A 19247-nucleotide genomic window follows, 5' to 3' on the forward strand; every position below is an offset into this window, starting at 1 on the left:
CCGGTCCGGCCGCACCGGTGCTGTGGGCGCTGTCCGCCCGCGGGGCCGCGGCACTGCGGGCGCAGGCCGGGCGGCTGGCCGCGGCGGTGGGCGATCTCGATCCGGCCGACGTCGGTTTCTCCCTGGCGACCACGCGTGCCGCGCTGGACAACCGGGCCGTGGTCGTCGGCACCGGCCGGGACGAGTTGCTGGCCGGGCTGCGCGCGCTGGCCCGGGGCGAAGCCGGTCCCTCGACGGCCGAGGGCACCGCGCGCGCCGCGGCGAAGCTGGCGATGGTGTTCACCGGCCAAGGCGCCCAGCGGCCCGGCATGGGTGCCGAGCTGGCCGCCACCTATCCGGTTTTCGCCGAGGCGTACGCCGCCGTGTGCGCGGCCTTCGATGCGCACCTGGACCGTCCACCGAGGACGGTCATCGACGACGACCCCGACGGCCTCGATCAGACCGTCTACACCCAGTGCGCGCTGTTCGCGTTCGAGGTCGCGCTGTACCGCCTGGTGGAGTCGTGGGGCGTGACGCCCGACTTCCTCGCGGGGCATTCGATCGGCGAGATCGCCGCCGCGCACGTCGCCGGTGTGTTCTCGCTCGAGGACGCGTGCCGCCTGGTGGCCGCCCGCGGCAAGCTGATGCAGGCGCTGCCGTCCGGCGGCGCCATGCTCGCGGTGCAGGCCACCGAGGACGAGGTCGCGCCGCTGCTCGGCGGCCGGGTGGCCGTCGCGGCGGTCAACGGACCGTCCGCGATCGTGCTGTCCGGCGACGCGGACGCGGTCGCCGAGGCGGGACGCGTGCTCGAAGCCGAGGGCCGCAAGACGAGCGCGCTGCGCGTTTCGCACGCGTTCCACTCACACCACATGGATCCCATGCTGGCCGATTTCCGTGCGGTCGCGGAGGAAATCGCCTACGCGGTACCGGACTTCCCGATCGTGTCCACGGTGTCCGGGGAACTCGCCACCGAGGCCGAGCTGTGCTCGCCGGAGTACTGGGTGAGGCACGTGCGCGGCACGGTCCGCTTCGCCGATGCCGTGCGAGCGCTGGAATCCCATGGCACCACCGTGTTCGCCGAACTCGGCCCGGACGCGGTGCTCACCGCCATGGGCGAGCAGACCCGCACGGGGAAGGCCACCTTCGCTGCCGCCACCCGCAAGGGCCGCCCGGAGGCGGCGGCCGTGGCCATGCTCGTCGGGCGGTTGCACACGCGTGGCGTCCACGTCGACTGGAACGCCTGGTACGCCGGGACCGGTGCCCGCCGCGTAAGCCTGCCGACGTACGCCTTCCAGACCTCGGCGTTCTGGCTCGGCGCGCAGAACACCGGTGACGTCGGCGCGGCCGGGCTGGTCGCGCCGGGGCATCCGCTGCTCGGCGCGATGATCGGCGACGCCCGTTCCGGGGCCGTGCTGCTGAGCGGCAGGCTGTCCGCGGCGACCGTGCCGTGGCTGGCCGACCACCGGGTGTTCGGCCGCGTGGTGGTGCCCGGCGCCGCCTTCGTCGAGCTGGTCCGGCGCGCGGGCGACGAGGTCGGCCACGACCGGATCGAGGACCTGACACTGGAAGCGCCCTTGGCACTGCCCGAGACCGGCGGCGTGGTGATCCAGATCGCCCTCGACGGGCCGGACGCCGGTGGCCGCCGGAGCGTCGCCGTCTATTCCCGTGGTGACGACGAGTTGCGGCGGGGCGCGCTGTCGAGCGGCTGGGTCCGGCACGCGAGCGGCACGCTCACCGGCGCGCTCTCGCGCACCGCCGAAGCCGATCCGGACTTCGCCCCATGGCCGCCCGAGGCGGCTCGCGCCCTACCGGTCGACGATTTCTACGCCCACCTCGCCGGGAGCCCGCTGCACTACGGACCGGCGTTCCGGGGGCTGCGCGCGGCCTGGCGGCGTGGCGCGGAGGTCTTCGCCGAGGTCGAACTGCCCGGCACGGCCGAACCTGACGCCGGCCAGTACGCCATCCATCCGGCGCTGCTCGACGCCACGATGCACGCCATCGGCCTGCGGGCGGACGGTGCGAGCCCCGGCTCCGGCGACGCGACGGTCCCGTTCGCCTTCGCGGGCATCGAATTGCACGCCACCGGTGCTTCGCGGGTGCGGGTGCGGGTCACTCCCGCCGACGGGGACACCGTGCGGCTGACCGTGGCCGATACGGCCGGTGCGCCGGTGCTGTCCGTGGACGCACTGACGCTGCGCCGGATCGCGGCCGATCAGGTCGCGGGCGGGCCCGGCGCGGTCCGCGACGCGCTGTTCCGGCTCGACTGGGTGCCCGCCCCACTGCCCACCGGTGCCGCCGAAGTGTCCACAGTGGACATCGAAGACGTCGATGACATCCCGGACCCGCGGTGGCCGGGTGTCACACCCGGCGCGTTCCTGCTCGCCGCGGGCGGCGGCATGACCGCGGACGACGTCCGCGCGGCCACGCACCGCGTGCTGGAGGTCCTGCGGCAGTGGCTCGCGGCCGAGCGGTTCGCGGCGGCGAAGCTGGTCGTGGTCACCCGGGGCGCGGTCGCGCGGCCGGGCGAGGACGTGACCGATCTCGCGGGCGCGGCGGTGTGGGGCCTGATCCGCGCGGCGCAGTCCGAGCACCCCGGCCGGATCGTCCTGGTCGACACCGACGACCGCGCCCGCGTCCCGGCGCTGCTGCCCGGAATGCTGGCCGCGGGCATCGGACAGGCCATCGTGCGGGGCGGGATGGTGTACGGGCCGGGCCTCGCCCGGTTCACCCCGGACGGCGCGCGGCGAACCCTCGATCCGGACGGCACCGTGCTGATCACCGGCGCGACCGGTGCGCTGGGCGGACTCGTGGCCCGGCATCTCGTCACCGCGCACGGCGCGCGGGATCTGGTGCTGCTCAGCCGTTCCGGCCCGGACGCCGAAGGTGCCGGCGCGCTGGCCCGCTCCCTGACCGAGCTCGGCGCCCGGGTGTCGATGGCCGCCTGCGACGTCGCCGACCGCGACGCCGTGGCGAAGGCACTGGAGGGGCGTTCGCTGACCGCGGTCGTCCACGCGGCGGGCGTGCTCGACGACGGCGTGCTGTCCTCGCTCACGCCCGAGCGGATCGACACGGTGCTGCGGCCCAAGGCCGATGCCGCGCTGGTGCTGCACGAGCTGACCGCCGGCCACGACCTCGCCGCGTTCGTGCTGTTCTCTTCGGCCGCCGGTGTGCTCGGCGCTCCCGGCCAGGCGAACTACGCGGCGGCCAACGCCGTGCTCGACGGTCTGGCCGCGCATCGGCGGGCCGCCGGCCTGCCCGCGGTGTCGCTGTCCTGGGGCGAGTGGGCCACCGAGGGCGGCATGACCGGCGACATCGCCGAAGCCGAACGCGCCCGCCGCTCCCGCGGCGGCTTGGTCCCGCTGCCGGCGGCTGACGGCCTGGCGCTCTTCGACGCCGTGTGGACCGGGGACACGCCGCACGTCGTGCCGCTCGGCATCGACGTGCCGGGCCTGCGCGGGCAGGGCGCGGCGGTGCCCGAGCCGTTGCGCGCACTGGTGCCCGCGGTCAGGCGCGAGGCCGCCGGCGCGGGCCCCGGCGCGGATGCGCTGCGCCGCAAGCTGCTCGCCATGGCCGAGGCGGATCGCGCCGGCGCGTTGCGCGACCTCGTCCGCGGGCACGTCGCGGCGGTGCTGGGGCACGGCTCCGGCGAAGCCGTCGAGGCGGACCGGACCTTCCAAGGTCTCGGCTTCGATTCGCTGACAGCGCTGGAACTGCGCAACGCGCTCAACGCCGCGGTCGGTGTCGACCTGCCCGCGACGGCGGTGTTCGACCACCCGACACCGGAAATCCTGTCCAAGCACCTGTACGAGAAGCTGACCGGTGCGGGGGAGGCGGCGGTCACCGCGTCCGGCGGGGAGCGGCCCGCGGACACGGATCCCATCGCGATCGTCGGGATGAGCTGCCGGTTCCCCGGCGGCGTCGACTCACCGGAGGCGCTGTGGCGGATGGTGCTGGCCGGTGAGGACGGCATCACCCCGTTCCCGGACGATCGCGGCTGGGACGTCGGCGAACTCGTCGACCCGCAGACCGGGGCCACGCACGTCCCCGAAGGCGGCTTCATCGCGGGCGCAGGCGATTTCGACCCGGCCTTCTTCGGGATCAGCCCGAAGGAGGCGGCGCTGATCGAGCCGCAGCAACGGCAGTTGCTCGAAGCGTGCTGGGAGGCGGTCGAACGCGCGGGGATCGACCCGATGTCGTTGCGCGGCAGCCCGACCGGGGTGTTCGCCGGTGCCTTCGGCAGCGACTACGGCCTCGGCGTGTTCACCGCGGTGTCCCAGGGCAACGAGGCCGAGCAGGAGAACCTCTCGCTGGTCGGCGCGCAGGGCAGCGTCGTCTCCGGCCGGGTGGCTTACACGCTCGGGCTGGAAGGCCCCGCGACCACTGTGGACACTGCCTGCTCGTCGTCGCTGGTCGCGCTGCACTGGGCCGTGCAGGCGCTCAAGCAGGGCGACTGCACGCTCGCGCTGGCCGGCGGTGTCACGGTGATGGGGACGCCCGGCAGCTTCGTCGAGTTCGCGCGGATGGGCGGCCTGGCACTCGACGGCCGCTGCAAGGCGTATTCGTCCGCCGCCGACGGCACGTCGTGGTCCGAAGGGGTCGGTGTGCTCGTGCTCGAACGGCTCAGCGACGCCGTCCGGAACGGGCACGAGGTACTGGCGCTCGTCCGCGCGTCGGCGGTGAACTCCGACGGCGCCAGCAACGGCATCACCGCGCCGAGCGGCCCGGCCCAGCAGCGGCTCATCCACCGCGCGCTCGCCGTGGCGGGCCTGCGGCCCTCGGACGTCGACGTGGTCGAAGGGCACGGCACCGGCACCGCGCTCGGTGACCCGATCGAGGCACAGGCCCTGCTGGCCACCTACGGGCAGCACCGGCCGGCGGACCGGCCGCTGTGGCTGGGCTCGGTCAAGTCCAACATCGGGCACACCCAGGCCGCGGCGGGCGTCGCGGGCGTGATCAAGATGGTGCAGGCCATGCGGCACGCGACACTGCCGAAGACGCTGCACGCCGACGAGCCGTCCGAGCACGTGGACTGGTCGGCGGGCAATGTCCGGCTGCTCACCGAGCAGCGTGAGTGGACCACCGGCGGCCGCCCGCGCCGGGCGGCGGTCTCGGCGTTCGGCCTGAGCGGCACCAACGCGCACGTCATCCTGGAGCAGCCGGCCGGCCGGCCGGAACCCAGCGTGCCGGCCGGGCTCGACGAGCCGTCGCCGGACACCATCACGTTGCCCTGGCTGGTTTCGGCCCGTACCAAGGCCGCGTTGCGGGCACAGGCACAGCGCGTCGCGGACATGGTCGAGGCGGACGGCGAACTCTCCGCGCTGGACGTCGGCTTCACACTGGCCACCTCGCGATCCCCGTTCGAGCACCGGGCCGTGGTCCTCGGCACGAACCGCGACGAGCTGTGGTCGAACCTGCTCGACGTCGCCGAGGGAGTGCCCTCCCCGCGGGTCGTGCTCGGCACCGCGCGGGCCGCCGGCCGCACGGCGTTCCTGTTCACCGGGCAAGGCGCGCAACGCGCGGGCATGGGCCGCGAGCTGTACGGCACCTTCGCAACCTTCGCCAAGGCCCTCGACGCGGTGTGCGAGAACCTCGACCCGCATCTGGACCGGCCGTTGCGGGAGGTGCTGTTCGCGCCCGAGGGCTCGCCGGCGGCGAGCCTGCTCGACCAGACGGTCTTCACCCAGGCCGGGTTGTTCGCGGTCGAAGTCGCGCTGGCGCGGCTCATGCAGTCCTGGGGAGTACGGCCGGATGTGCTGCTCGGACATTCGGTCGGCGAGCTCGTCGCCGCGCATATCGCGGGTGTGCTGTCGCTCAAGGACGCGTGTGCGCTGGTCGCCGCGCGCGGCGCGCTCATGCAGGAACTGCCTTCGGGCGGTGCGATGGTTTCGGTGACGGCACCGGAGCCGGTGGTGCGGCCGCTGCTCGCCGGCCGTGAGTCCGAAGTGGACATAGCGGCGGTGAACGGGCCTCGCGCGGTGGTGCTCTCCGGTGACGAGGCCGCGGTACTGGACATCGCCGGGCGGCTGGCGAAGCTCGGGCACAAGACCAAGCGGCTCTCCGTGCGCCGGGCGTTCCACTCGCCCCGGATGGAGCCGATCCTGGAGGAGTTCGAGGAGATCGCCCGCGGCCTGACGTTCGGTGCCCCGGGCATCCCGATCATGTCCAACGTGACCGGCGAGCTCGCCACCGACGGGGAACTGGCCGACCCCGGGTACTGGGTTCGGCAGGTGCGGCAGGCGGTCCGGTTCCACGACGGCGTGCTCGGCCTGCGCGAGCACGGTGTCACCCGGTTCGTCGAACTGGGGCCGGACGGCGTGCTCACCGGCATGGTCCGGGACTGCCTCGCCGACACCGAAGACCTCGCGCTCACCGCGATCATGCGCAAGGGCCGCCCCGAAGCCGACTCGGCGCTGTCGGCCGTCGCGGCATTGCACGTGCACGGTGCGCCGGTGGACTGGGGCAGGATCTATGCCGGCCGTGGTGGCAGGCGGATCCCGCTGCCGCCGTACGCCTTCGACCGGCAGCGGTACTGGCTGGAGGACACCGTCGCGGTCGCCGACGTCGCCGCCGCGGGACTCGACGGGGCGGGCCATCCGCTGCTCGGCGCGTCGATTCCCCTCGCGGGAACGGACGCGGTGCTCTGCACCGGCAGGCTTTCGCTGTCGTCGCACCCTTGGCTGGCCGACCACGCCGCCGGGGACGTGCTTCTCTTCCCCGGCGCGGGCTTGCTGGAGCTGGCCATCCGCGCGGGCGACGGCGCCGGCTGCGGCGCGGTGCGGGAACTGCGGCTGGAGGCACCCCTGGTCATCCCGGACAAGGCCGCGGTGCGCGTTCAGGTGCTGGTGGAGGAGCCGGACGGAACCGGCGCCCGCGCCGTGACCGTCCACTCGCGACTGGCGGACGCCCCGGACGGGACGCCGTGGACCCGGCACGCGGCGGGGACGCTCGTGCCGGGCGTGGACCGGCCCGTCGCCGATCTCGCCCAATGGCCGCCGGCCGCCGCACAACCGGCCGACGTCGACGCGCTCTACGCGAGTCTCGCGGCCGCGGGCCTGAACTACGGCCCGACGTTCCGGAGCGTCCGCAAGGCGTGGACGAGCGGCGACGAGGTGTTCGCCGAGGTGACCCTCCCCGACGACGCCCGCAGCGACGCCCGGCGCTTCGGTGTCCACCCCGCCCTGCTCGACGCCACCCTGCACATCCTCGGCCTGCGCAAGGACGGGGACGGCGGGCTGCCGTTCGTGTGGACCGGCGTCGAACTGCACGCCGCGGGCGCGACCACCGTCCGGGTACGGATCGGGCCCGCGCGCGGCGGGGTGGCGATCGACATGGCCGACGCCGACGGGCAACCGGTGGCCTCGATCGGTTCGCTGGCACTGCGCGCCATCTCCGCCGAAGCGCTCGCCGCGGCGCAGAACGCCACCAGGGCAAGGCCCGATCTGCTGTTCACCGTGGACTGGCAGCGCTCCGGGCCCACCGCGGGCGCGGTACCGGGCGAGCCGCCGGGCACCTGGGCGGTCGTGGGCCGGGACGAACCGGGCTTCGCCGCGTCGCTGGGTGACGCCGCGGTGTATCCGGATCTCCCGGCGCTGTTCGCCGCCGGGACCACTCCGCCGGAGTTCGTGCTGCTCGACCGGACCGCCGCCGCGGACCGCGCGGCGGACGGCGTGCGGGAGGTACTCGACCTGGCACAGCGCTGGCTCGCCGAGGAACGCTACGCGTCCTCGACGCTGGTCCTGGTCACCCGTGGCGCCGTCCGGATCGCGGAAGAGGTCATGACGGATCTCGGCGCGGCGGCGGTGTGGGGGCTGATCCGCTCGGCCCAGTCGGAGAACAACGGCCGGTTCGTGCTCGTCGACGTCGACGGCACCCCCGCGTCGACGGCCGTCGTCGCCGCGGTCGCGGCCGGCGGTGAACCGCAGATCGTGCTGCGCGAAGGGATTCCGTACGTGACCCGGCTGGTCCGGACGGCGGAGCGGGAGGCCGGGCCGAGCACGTCCTTCCGGCCCGGCGGCACCGTGCTGATCACCGGCGGCACCGGCACGCTGGGCGGCCTGCTGGCCAGGCATCTGGTCACCGAGTTCGGCGTGCGCGACCTGCTGCTGGTCAGCAGGCGGGGCCCGGCGGCCGCGGGAGCGGACCTCCTGGTGCGGGAGCTGGCCGAACTCGGTGCCGAGGCCACCGTCGCCGCGGTCGACTGCGCCGACCGCGCCGCGCTGGCCGCGGTGCTGGACCGCGTTCCGGCCGAGCATCCGCTGACCGGGGTGGTGCACGCCGCGGGCGTCCTGGACGACGCGGTGTTCACGACGATGACGCCCCGCCAGATCGACACGGTGCTGAGCCCCAAGGTGGACGTGGCGGTCAACCTGCACGAGCTGACCGCGGAGCTGGACCTGACCGCGTTCGTCCTGTTCTCCTCGGCATCGGGCGCGCGCGGCGCGCCCGGCCAGGCGAACTACGCGGCGGCCAACTCCTTCCTCGACGCGCTGGCCACCTACCGGCGGGCGAAGGGCCTTGCCGCGCAGTCGATCGCGTGGGGCCTGTGGGCACAGCCGTCCGGGATGACCAAGGACATGAGCAGGTCGTTCCGGGACCGCATCGCCCGCACCGGCATGGCGACGCTGAGCAACGAGGAGGGACTGGCCCTGTTCACCGAGGCGTCGGCACGCCCGGAGCCGGTGCTCGTCGCGACCAAGCTGGACCTCGGTGACGGCGGCGCGCGGGACCTGCCGCCGATCTTCCGGGTACTGGCGCCGCGCAAACGGCGGAACGCCACCGAGGTCAAGGCCGCGGATCCGAACGAGTTCCGCGCGAAGCTGGCGGGGATGCCGCCGGAGCGGCGGGGCAGGGAGATGCTGACCATGGTGCTGACGCTGGCCGCCACGCAACTGGGGCACGCCGGCACGGACGCGGTGGCGGCCGATCGCACGTTCTTCGACGCGGGTTTCGACTCGCTGACCGCCATGGAGCTGCGTTCGGTGCTCACCGCCGTCACCGGTCTCTGGCTGGAGCCCAGCGCGGTCTTCGACCACGAGACGCCGGCCAGGCTCGCCGAGCACATGACCGCCGAACTGGAACTCCAGCTGGCGTGACGGCGAACCGGGTGCTCCCGGACCACGAGGTCCGGGAGCACCCGGTCCGGCGCCGGGCGAGGGGTCAGGCGGTCATGGCTTCGAGCCGGGAAACGATGTCGGTCAGCGGGGGAGCGGCCAGCATCTCGTCCCGCACCTGGGCTGCGTTCTCCTTGAAGGAAGGCTCTTCCAGCAGCCGCGTCAGCGCGGCGCGGATCCGCTCGGCAGTGATGTCCTCCAGGTCGACGAACAAGCCGTAGCCGCGCTTTTCCTGTGCCACCGCGGAAGCGCGCTCGCTCCACGTGGTCCCGGGGACGATCAGCTGCGGCACGCCGTGCACGACGGCGTTGCCGATGGTCGCGCCACCGCCCTGGTGCACGATCGCCGAACAGGACGGCAGCAACTCGTTCATGGGCACGAAACCGGCGGCCTTGACGTTGGGCGGGACCCGGCGGGCCCCGGTGAGCTGATCCGGGTTCAGGGTGGCGATCACCTCGATGTCCAGGCCGTCGACCGCGTCCATCAGATCGGTCACCGACGCCTGCTCGCGGCCGTGGATCTGCCGGTTCGACACGCCGAGTGTCAGGCACACGCGTGGCCTGCCGGGCTTTTCCAGTACCCAGGGCGGGACCGGGAGCGGCCGGTTCACCGGGACGAACCGGGCGGGCAGGTAGCCGATGTCCAGCGGATACCGGATGCACGCCGGTGACGGGTCGATGGTGGCCATGCCGAGCAGCAGGTCGTCGCTGAAGGCGAGGCCGTGCCTGCCGAGCCACTCCGACATCCACGCGACCATCGGGTCCGGCCCCGGTTCGCGGCGCCGGAGCGCGCGATGCTGGGCGAACAGCCGGGCCGGCTGATCGAGCGCGTAGAGCATCCGCACGTGTACGGCGCCGACGGCCTTGGCGATCAGCGGACCCGCGTAGATCATCGGATCCCACACGACGAGGTCGGGCCGCCAGCGCCGGGCGAACGCCAGGGCCTGCTCCAGGAACGAATCCGGGGCGAAGTACCGGAACGACTGCGCCCACATCGCGTACACCGTGCGGACGTAGTCGTCGGTGAAGCGTTCCTCCCGGGACTCCGAAAGCTTGTACTCGGCGTCCATCGGCTGGTCGGCGGCGGCGAACCGGCGGTGCAGCGCGAGATCGAGGTCGTCGCCGAACCACATGGCGTCGAGCCCGGTCTCCAGGAAGGGTTCCACCTCGGAGGGATTGCGTTGACCGGCGTAGCGGACTTCGTGGCCCGCCGCGCGCAGCGCCCAGCCGAGCGGGGCGAGGCTGTAGACGTGGGTCCGGGTGGGAAAAGACATCAGCAGTACGCGCATCACGCCTCCAGACGAGGGCGTCGGAAGGGCGCAGCGTACCGAGCACGCACACCCTCGACGCGTTGCCGCGGCGACATTTAGGGGGCGTCCGTGCGTCCTTCCCGCGGGTCGGGACCGGGCAGGCCGGTCGAGGGGCCGCATCGAGATTAGGGGGCGGCACTCCCGTTCGCGGCGGATAGACAGTGCGGGCACGAGAATGGAGTGAGCGCCTGTGGTGGCCACGACGGTCAAAGGATTCGCGCCGTTCCGGGAGTTCCGGACCTGGTACCGGGTGACCGGCGAGCTCGGCGCGGGCAAGCCCGCGGTCGTCGTCGTGCACGGCGGGCCCGGCAGTACGCACGACTATCTGCTGCGCCTGACCGCGCTGGCCGGGCAGGGCTGGCCGGTGGTGCACTACGACCAGCTCGGCAACGGAGGCTCGACCCACCTGCCCGGCCGGGACGGCGGGTTCTGGACGGTGGATCTGTTCCTCGACGAACTCGACAACCTGCTGCGCGCGGTCGGCGTCGCGGACGACTACGTCCTCTTCGGACAGTCGTGGGGCGGCATGCTGGCCGCGCGGCACGCCGCGGGCAGGCCGGCGGGCCTGCGCGGCCTGGTGATCGCGAACTCGCCCGCGTCCTACGTGCTGTGGCGCGCGGAGATGGCCGTGTTGCGCGGCGCTCTTCCGTCCGATGTGGACGCCACGCTGCGCGCGCACGAGACCGCGGGCACCACCGATTCCGAGGAGTACTACCGTGCCATGCGGGTGTTCTACGACCGGCACGTCTGCCGGATCGTGCCGTGGCCGCGCGACTACCTCGCGTCCTTCATGGAGACCGCGAACGATTCCACGGTCTACCTGACCATGAACGGGCCGAGCGAGTTCCACGTCACCGGCACCCTCAAGGACTGGTCGGTCGAGGACTGCCTGTCCGAGATCGCGGTGCCCGCCCTCGTGCTGTCCGGCAGGCACGACGAGGCCACGCCGGTCACGGTCCGGCCCTTCGCCGAGAAGATCCCGGACGTCCGCTGGGAGATCTTCGAGGAGTCCAGCCACGTGCCGCACCTGGAGGAACCCGAGCGGTTCGACGCTGTCCTCGTCGACTATCTGAAGGCACTGGAGGGCACGCCATGAGCGCGATGGTCTTTCCCGGGATGAGCCCGGCCGGCTTCGCCGAGGTCGGCAGGTTCATGCTGGCCGACCCGATCGCCAGGGAACTGATCGCCGAAGCGGACGAGTTTCTCGGCTACTCGCTGGCCGACAGGTTCCGGGACACCGAAGGCGACTATTCCGAGTACGCCCAGCTCTCGTTCTTCGTCAACTGCCTGGCGTTGGCCCGCTGGGCGGAACGGGAACTCGGAGTACTGCCGCGGTGGTGCGCCGGTCCGAGCTTCGGCGAGATCCCGGCCGTGGTGTATGCGGGCGCGCTGTCCTTCACCGACGGGCTGAAGCTGACCGAGCGCCGGGCGCGCTGCCTGGACGCCTATTTCGCGGGCGAGCACACCGATGTCGTGACGCGCTCGTTCGCGCGCACGCCCGAGCCGGGGCTCCGGGAGGCGCTGGGCGAACTCACCGCGCGCGGGCAGTGGTGCGAGATCTCCTGTTACGTCGACGACGACATGTTCATGGTGTCGTTGCGCGAGAAGAACGTGGAATGGCTCGACGGGCGGATCCGGTCCCTCGGTGGCCTGCCGCTCTATACGATGCGCCCGCCCCTGCACGCCTCGGTCTTCGCCGGGCTGCGGGACCGGGCGGAGAAGGAAGTGCTGGCAGGATTGGACTTCCGGGATCCGGTCCTGCCGGTGGTCGCCGACCAGGACGGCGCCGTGCTGACCACCGCCGGTGAGCTGCGCACCATGCTGCTGGACAGCTACGTGCGCCCGCTGCGCTGGCCCGCCGTCGTGGCGACGTTGCGGGATCGCGGTGTCGGCACGGTGTGTGTGGCCGGAGTGGACAGTCTCTTCGGCCGGATCGGCGTCACCAAGGCGAATTTCGAGGTGATCGCGGCGAACCCCCGTCGTGCCCTGCGGCCGCGCCGTCGTGGCGCACCGGTCCCGTGAGCGGCAGTGCGAACCAGCGGAGGGATGTCGTGGACGCGATGACGGTCACCGTGCCCGGACTGCACGGCCGCTTCCTGCGAGGGCTGGCCCGTTCGCCGCACGGCCCCGCGGTCGTGCTGGACACCGGGACACTGACCTACACCGAGCTGCACGAGCGTGCGCTGAGCCTGGCCGGAATGCTGGCCGGGCGCGAGAACCGCGTCGTCGGTGTGCTCGCGGAGAAGGGACCGGCCGCGTACACGGGCATTCTCGCCACCCTTTACGCCGGCGCGACCGTCGTCCCGCTGCGTCCCGGCTTCCCGGCCGTCCGGACCCAGCACATGCTGGACGCGGCGAAGGCAGGAGCGCTGATCGTCGACGCGGCGGGCGCGAAACGACTGTCCGATGTGGACATCGGCGACGCGCTGGTGATCACCGGGGACACCCCGGGAACCCGGGCCCTGACCGAGCCGAGGACCGTCCGGCCGGACGACGTGGCCTATCTGCTGTTCACCTCCGGCTCGACCGGCCGTCCGAAGGGCGTCGCGATCAGCCACGGCAACGTCGAGCACTATTTCGGTTTCCTCGACGCCCGGTTCGGCTTCACCGCCGCCGATGTCTTCTCGCAGACGTTCGACCTGAATTTCGACTGTTCGCTGTTCGACCTGTTCTGCGCGTGGGGCGCGGGCGCGGCGGTCGCCGTGCCCGCCCGGCAGGCCTACCGCGATCTGTCCGCCTTCCTCGCGGGCAACCGCGTGACGGTGTGGTTCTCGACGCCGAGCGCGATCGCCCTCGCCCGCCGGACGGGCGCGCTCGCCGATGGCGCGTTTCCGGGCCTGCGCTGGAGTTTCTTCGCCGGTGAGGCACTGCAGTGCCGTGACGTCCAGGACTGGTGCCGGGCGGCGCCCGGCAGCGTCGTGGAGAACCTGTACGGTCCGACGGAGGCCACGGTCACCGTCACCGCGCACCGGTGGCACAGCGAGGAATCACCCCTGCTCGCGGTCAACGGCGTCGTCCCGATCGGGCTGCCCAACGACGGCCACGACCACCTGCTGCTCGGAGGTGACGACGAGGGTGAGCTCTGCGTGGCCGGGCCGCAGCTGACCCCCGGTTACCTGGACCCGGCCGACGGCGAGGGGCGGTTCTTCGAGCGGGACGGAAAGCGCTGGTACCGCACCGGCGACAGGGTCCGGCGGCTCGGCAACGGGGAACTCGGCTACGTCGGGCGGCTGGACTCGCAGGTGCAGGTCCGGGGCTGGCGGGTCGAACCCGCCGAGATCGAGCACGCGCTGCGGGACACCGGGATCGTGCGGGACGCGGTGGTGGTGGGCGTGCCCGGCGCGGACGGAACCGAACTGGCCGTGTTCTACCTCGGCGAGCCCGTGGCGCCGATCGCTTTCGCCAGTGCGTTGCGCGAAGTGCTGCCCGACGGGCTGATCCCGCGCCGCTATCACCACGTCGACGAGTTCCCGGTGAACGCCAACCGGAAGCTGGACCGGTCCGCGCTGGCCGCGCGGGCGCGAGAGTAGGGGGACGCTAGGGGGTGGGACGGCCCCCGCGCGCAGTAGATTTCCGGTCGGGCCGAATTCGGTTTCGCTGCCGGGGAAACAATTCGGTGGTGGGTGAGCTGGGCATTTCACTGGATTTCCACGACGGTTTCCGGAGTGCGTTGTGGACGGTGCGGAAATTCCCCGGCGTGGCGTGTCGCGCTTTCCCCGGCCATCGAAGGGAATCTGATGAAGGAGGCCGGGAATGGCGTGGACGAGCGACGTCGCCCAGTGCTACCCGTACCCGTTCGAGATGGAAACGATCGAGGTATCGGAGAGGTACGCGACGCTGCGTACCGAGGAACCGATGTGCCGGGTGCGGCTGCCCTACGGCGAGCCCGCCTGGCTGGCGACCGGATACGCCGACGTCAAGCTCGTGCTGACCGACTCGCGGTTCAGCCGTGCGCTGGCGCAGGGACTCGACCAGCCGCGGCTGCGCCGGGAGAACGAGGGCGACGGGATCATGGGCATGGACCCGCCCGAGCACACCCGGCTGCGCAGGCTGGTGGGCAAGGCGTTCACCGCCCGCCGCGTGGAGAAGATGCGTGACGGCGTCCGCGCGCTGGCCGCCCGGCTGCTCGACGACATGCTGGCCAAGGGGCAGCCCGCCGATCTGGTGGAGGACTTCGCCCGGCTGCTGCCGGTCACCGTGATCTGCGATCTGCTCGGCGTACCCCTGTCCGATCACGCGGTGTTCCGCCGGTGGACCGAGGGGCTGACGAACGACTCCACCGCGAAGGGGGACGTGCTGCACCAGGTCGGCACCGAACTCGGCGAGTACATGGCGGGCCTGATCGCCCGGCGCCGTGCGGAGCCGACCGACGATCTGCTGGGCGCGCTGGTCTTCGCCCGCGATCACGGCGACAAGCTGACCGAGGACGAACTGATCTCCATCGCCGGGCCCGGCCTGCTGACCGGCGGTGTCGAGACGGTTTCGTCGGGGCTGCCGAGCTTCGTGTACGCGCTGCTCACCCATCCCGATCAGCTCGCGCTGCTGCGGGAACGGCCCGAGCTGATGCCGACGGCGGTGGAAGAGCTGCTGCGGTACGTGCCGATCAACACCGCCGCGATGTTCGCCCGCTACGCCACCACCGACGTCCGGTTCGGCGATGTCGTCGTGCGCGCGGGCGACCCGGTGCTGCCCGCGCTGGCCGCGGCGAACCGGGATCCGGCGGTGTTCGCCGATCCGGAGCGCTTGGACCTCACGCGGAAAACCAATCCGCACCTGGCTTTCGGGCACGGCCCGCACCATTGCGTCGGCGCGCAGCTGGCCCGGCTCGAACTGCGGGAGGCGCTGACCGTGCTGCTGGACCGGATGCCCGGCCTGCGGCTCGCGGGGGACGTCGAGTGGACCTACGGCGTGATCGTCCGTGGTCCCTCGGTCCTGCCGCTGGCCTGGTGAGAAGGGGGACGCGAATGACGACATCGAAGGCACTGGCCGACCGGCTCGCCGGGGGAAGCGCGGCCGAGCGGCGCCGGGTCCTGTCCGGCCTGGTGCACGAGAGCGTGCTCGCCGTGCTGCGCGAAGTGCGGCCGGACGCGCCCGCCGCGGTCGACGCCGACCGCGCGTTGCGCGAGACCGGTTTCGACTCGCTCGCGATGGTCGCGCTGCACGCCCGGCTGAGCGCGGAGACCGGGCTCGCGTTGCCCGTGACCGTCGCGTTCGACCATCCGACGCCCGCCGCCCTCGCCGCTCATCTCGGCGCACTGCTCGCCGGGGAGACCGGGGCGGAAACCGCCGTCGCCGCCGCGCCCCGGGGCGAGGACGAGCCGATCGCGATCGTGGGCATCGGCTGCCGCTACCCCGGCGGAGTCCGCTCGGCGGCGGACCTGTGGCGGCTGGTGGCCGAGGGCGGGCACGCGCTCACCGGCTTTCCGGCCGACCGGGGCTGGGACCTCGACGGCCTGTTCGCCGACGGCCCGGACACGCGGGCGGGCAGCTACGTCCGGGTCGGCGGTTTCCTGCCGGACGCCGCCGAGTTCGACGCGGATTTCTTCGGCATCGGCCCGCGCGAGGCGGCCGCGATGGACCCGCAGCAGCGGCTGGTGCTGCAAATCACCTGGGAGGCATTGGAGCGGGCGGGGATCGACCCGGCCGCGCTGCGGGGCACCCCGGCCGGGGTGTTCCTCGGCAGCGAGCCGCAGGAGTACGGGCCGCGGCTGTTCGAGGCGGCGGACGGACTGGACGGGTACCTGCTCACCGGTACCGCACCGAGTGCCGTCGCAGGCCGGGTCGCCTACACCTTCGGGCTGGCTGGTCCGGCGATCACCGTGGACACCGCTTGTTCCGGGTCGCTGGTGGCCCTGCACCTGGCGGTCCAGGCGCTGCGCCGGGCGGAGTGCTCGCTGGCGCTGGCCGGCGGGGTGGCGGTCATGGGCGGGCCGGGCACGTTCACCGCGTTCAGCAGGCAGCGCGGGCTGGCACCGGACGGGCGGTGCAAGGCGTTCGCCGCGGCCGCGGACGGCACCGGGTTCGCCGAAGGCGCCGGCGTGCTCGTGCTGCGGCGGCTGTCCGACGCGGTCCACGACGGACAGCGCGTGCTCGCCGTCGTGCGCGGCAGTGCCGTCAACTCCGACGGGGCGTCGAACGGGTTCACCGCGCCGAGCGGCCTGGCACAGCGGCAGGTGATCGGGCAGGCGCTCGCCGACGCCGGTCTCCGGCCGTCCGATGTGGACGCTGTCGAGGCGCACGGCACCGGGACCGCGCTCGGCGATCCGGTCGAGGCGAGCGCGCTGCTCGCCACCTACGGCCAGGACCGCGCCGAACCGCTGCGGCTGGGCTCGGTCAAGTCCAACCTCGGCCACACCCAGGCGGCGGCGGGGGCCGCCGGGGTCATCAAGATGGTGATGGCGATCCGCCGTGGCGTACTGCCCGCGACCCTGCACGTGGACACGCCGACGCCGCACGTGGACTGGTCGGCCGGGTCGGTCGAGCTGCTCACCGAGGCCCGGCCGTGGCCGGAGACCGGAAGGCCGCGCCGCGCGGGTGTGTCCTCCTTCGGGATCAGCGGCACGAATGCCCACGTCGTGATCGAGCAGGCCCCGCCGCCGGAACCGGAACCCGTCGCGGAAACGCCGCCACCCGCGATCCCGCTGCCCCTGTCGGCACGCGGTGAGCAGGCCCTGCGCGCCCACGCGCGGCAGCTCGCGGCCGCGCTTCCCGGACAGTCCCTTGTGGACGTTTCGGGTACGTTGGCGGCGCGGGCGTCCTTGCCGCACCGGGCCGTGCTCGTCGCGCCGGACGGCGAGGAGGCCGTACGGGCGCTGAACGCGCTGGCCGAGGGCGAGACACCGTCCGGTGCCGTCGTCGGGACGGTCGCTCCCGGCGGTGTCGGGTATCTGTTCACCGGGCAGGGTTCGCAGCGGCTGGACATGGGACGCGAGCTCTACCACGGCTATCCGGTGTTCGCCGCCGCACTCGACGAGACGATCGATTACCTGGACCTGCAACTCGAGCGTTCGCTGCGTGACGTGTTGTACGGGTCCGAGCCCGAAGCGCTCGACGAGACCGCGTACGCGCAGTGCGCCCTGTTCGCGGTGGAAGTCGCGTTGTTCCGGTTACTGGAGTCTTGGGGCGTGACCCCGGAGATCGTCGCCGGTCACTCGGCAGGCGAGCTGGCCGCCGCGCACGTCGCGGGCCTGTGGTCGCTCGAGGACGCGTGCCTGGTCGCGGCCGCACGCGCCAGGCTGATGCAGGAACTGCCCCGAGGGGGCGCGATGATCGCGGTCCAGGCGCGCGAAGACGAGGTGCGGCCGCTGCTCACCGGAGGCGTGTCCATCGCCGCGGTCAACGCACGGGACGCCGTTGTGCTGTCCGGCGCCGAGGAGGAGGTCGCCGCCCTTGCGGGCTTGCTGGCCGACGGCGGGCACCGGACCAGCAGGCTGCGGGTCTCGCACGCGTTCCACTCCGCGCTGATGGAGCCGATGCTGGCGGAGTACCGCCGGGTGCTCCAGGTCGTCGACTACCACGTGCCCCGGACGACGATTGTGTCCACTGTGACCGGTGACGTGATCGGCGCCGCCGGACTGTCCACACCGGACCATTGGCTGCGCAACGTCCGCGATACCGTCCGCTTCGCCGACGCCGTCCGCGTCATGGCGGGTACCGGCGTGCGCACCGTGCTCGAACTCGGCCCGGACGCCGTGCTCGCGGCGATGACCGAGGGCGTCACGGCCGTACCGGTACTGCGTCGAGACCGCTCCGAAGCGGTCACGGTCCTCACCGCTGTCGCCACCGCGTACACCCGGGGCGCCGAAGTCGGCTGGCGCGCCATAGTCCCGGCCGCCCGCCCTGTCGATCTCCCGACGTATCCCTTCCAGGGCAAGCGGTTCTGGCTCCCGCCCGGTGGCGGCGCCACGGATGCCGCCCGGTTCGGCCAGGCCAGGTCGGCGCATCCGCTGCTGTCCGCCGTCGTCAGCCGCGCGGACGGGGACGGGATGCTGCTGACCGGGCGGGTTTCGCCCGCGACCCACGGCTGGCTCGCCGAACACGCCATCGCGGGTTCGATCATGCTGCCCGCGACCGCGTTCGTCGACATGGCGCTGTACACCGCGAGCCGGGCAGGCTGTGCCGGAGTCGGCGAACTGACCTTGCGGACGCCGCTGGTGCTGCCGGAATCCGGCGGTGTCGCGCTCCAGGCCGTGGTGTCGCGCCCGGACGAGAGCGGGGACCGGTCCGTCCGGTTCTACGCGCGAAGGGAACACGACGAAGACGCGGCGTGGACGTGGCACGGTGAAGCCACGCTCACCGCGACGGCCCCGGCCGCGGGACGCGAACTCGTCGAGTGGCCGCCGCCGGGCGCACGAGCCGTACCGATCGAGACCCTGTACGACGACCTCTCCGCCGAGGGCTACGTGTACGGACCGCTTTTCCGTGGGCTGCAAGCGGTCTGGCAGCGCGGCGACGAGGTCTTCGCCGAGGTGGCCCTGCCCGGTCCCGCTGGTGGCTTCGGGCTGCATCCCGCTTTGCTCGACGCCGTCCTGCACGCCACCGACTTCGCCGCCGCCGAGGCCCGTGCCGACGGCGAGATCCGGCTGCCGTTCGCGTGGTCCGGCGTCACGGTGCACGCGGCGGGCGCCACCGCCGTACGGGCACGGATCACCACCGCGGCCGAGGGCGGCGGTGTCGCCATCGACCTGGCGGAGGCCAGCGGGGGGCCGCGGGCGGGCCGGGGGGGGGTGAGGGGGGTTGAGCGGGGGCGGCACCGCCACCCCGGCCGCCGGCGGGGGGGGGGTGTGGCGGGGGGGGCGGCCCCCCACCCCCCCCCCCCCCCCCCCCCCCCCCCCCAAAAAACCAAAACC

7 protein-coding genes are annotated in these 19247 nt (G+C 73.1%); 6 read left to right on the plus strand and 1 reads right to left on the minus strand.

Going from position 1 to position 19247, the window contains the following annotated elements:
- Positions 1-17: 17 nt before the first annotated feature.
- Positions 18-9071 (plus strand): SDR family NAD(P)-dependent oxidoreductase, encoded by a 9054-nt coding sequence (locus ACFWX1_RS44975; protein WP_378396064.1) that lies wholly within the window; start codon positions 18-20, stop codon positions 9069-9071.
- Between the two features lie 64 nt (positions 9072-9135).
- Here ACFWX1_RS44975 and ACFWX1_RS44980 read toward each other — a convergent pair whose 3' ends face one another.
- Positions 9136-10377: a nucleotide disphospho-sugar-binding domain-containing protein gene (locus ACFWX1_RS44980; protein ID WP_378396065.1), complete on the minus strand. Its 1242-nt coding sequence runs from the start codon at positions 10375-10377 to the stop codon at positions 9136-9138.
- Between the two features lie 214 nt (positions 10378-10591).
- Here ACFWX1_RS44980 and ACFWX1_RS44985 point away from each other — a divergent pair, with 214 nt between their 5' ends.
- The 5 genes from ACFWX1_RS44985 to ACFWX1_RS45005 all read left to right on the plus strand — a co-directional run.
- Entirely contained in the window at positions 10592-11494 is a 903-nt protein-coding gene (locus ACFWX1_RS44985) for a proline iminopeptidase-family hydrolase (RefSeq protein WP_378396066.1), read from the plus strand.
- Entirely contained in the window at positions 11491-12420 is a 930-nt protein-coding gene (locus ACFWX1_RS44990) for an ACP S-malonyltransferase (RefSeq protein ID WP_378396067.1), read from the plus strand. Before ACFWX1_RS44985 ends, ACFWX1_RS44990 begins: the two co-directional genes overlap by 4 nt.
- A gap of 38 nt (positions 12421-12458) precedes the next feature.
- Positions 12459-13928, plus strand: a complete 1470-nt coding sequence (locus ACFWX1_RS44995; RefSeq protein ID WP_378396070.1) for an AMP-binding protein — start codon at positions 12459-12461, stop codon at positions 13926-13928.
- 223 nt (positions 13929-14151) lie between these two features.
- Positions 14152-15348 (plus strand): cytochrome P450, encoded by a 1197-nt coding sequence (locus tag ACFWX1_RS45000; protein ID WP_378396068.1) that lies wholly within the window; start codon positions 14152-14154, stop codon positions 15346-15348.
- A gap of 14 nt (positions 15349-15362) precedes the next feature.
- On the plus strand, positions 15363-19247 hold a 3885-nt coding region (locus tag ACFWX1_RS45005; RefSeq protein WP_378396069.1), incomplete at its 3' end, for a beta-ketoacyl synthase N-terminal-like domain-containing protein.

The sequence above is a fragment of the Amycolatopsis sp. NPDC059021 genome (assembly GCF_042739895.1).
Taxonomy (GTDB): Bacteria; Actinomycetota; Actinomycetes; order Mycobacteriales; family Pseudonocardiaceae; genus Amycolatopsis.

Coding starts and splice junctions, on each gene's coding strand:
- ACFWX1_RS44980 (WP_378396065.1), bottom strand. CDS start 10,377: ATGCGCGTACTGCTGATGTCTTTTCCCACCCGGACCCACGTCTACAGC.
- ACFWX1_RS44990 (WP_378396067.1), top strand. CDS start 11,491: ATGAGCGCGATGGTCTTTCCCGGGATGAGCCCGGCCGGCTTCGCCGAG.
- ACFWX1_RS44995 (WP_378396070.1), top strand. CDS start 12,459: ATGACGGTCACCGTGCCCGGACTGCACGGCCGCTTCCTGCGAGGGCTG.
- ACFWX1_RS45000 (WP_378396068.1), top strand. CDS start 14,152: ATGGCGTGGACGAGCGACGTCGCCCAGTGCTACCCGTACCCGTTCGAG.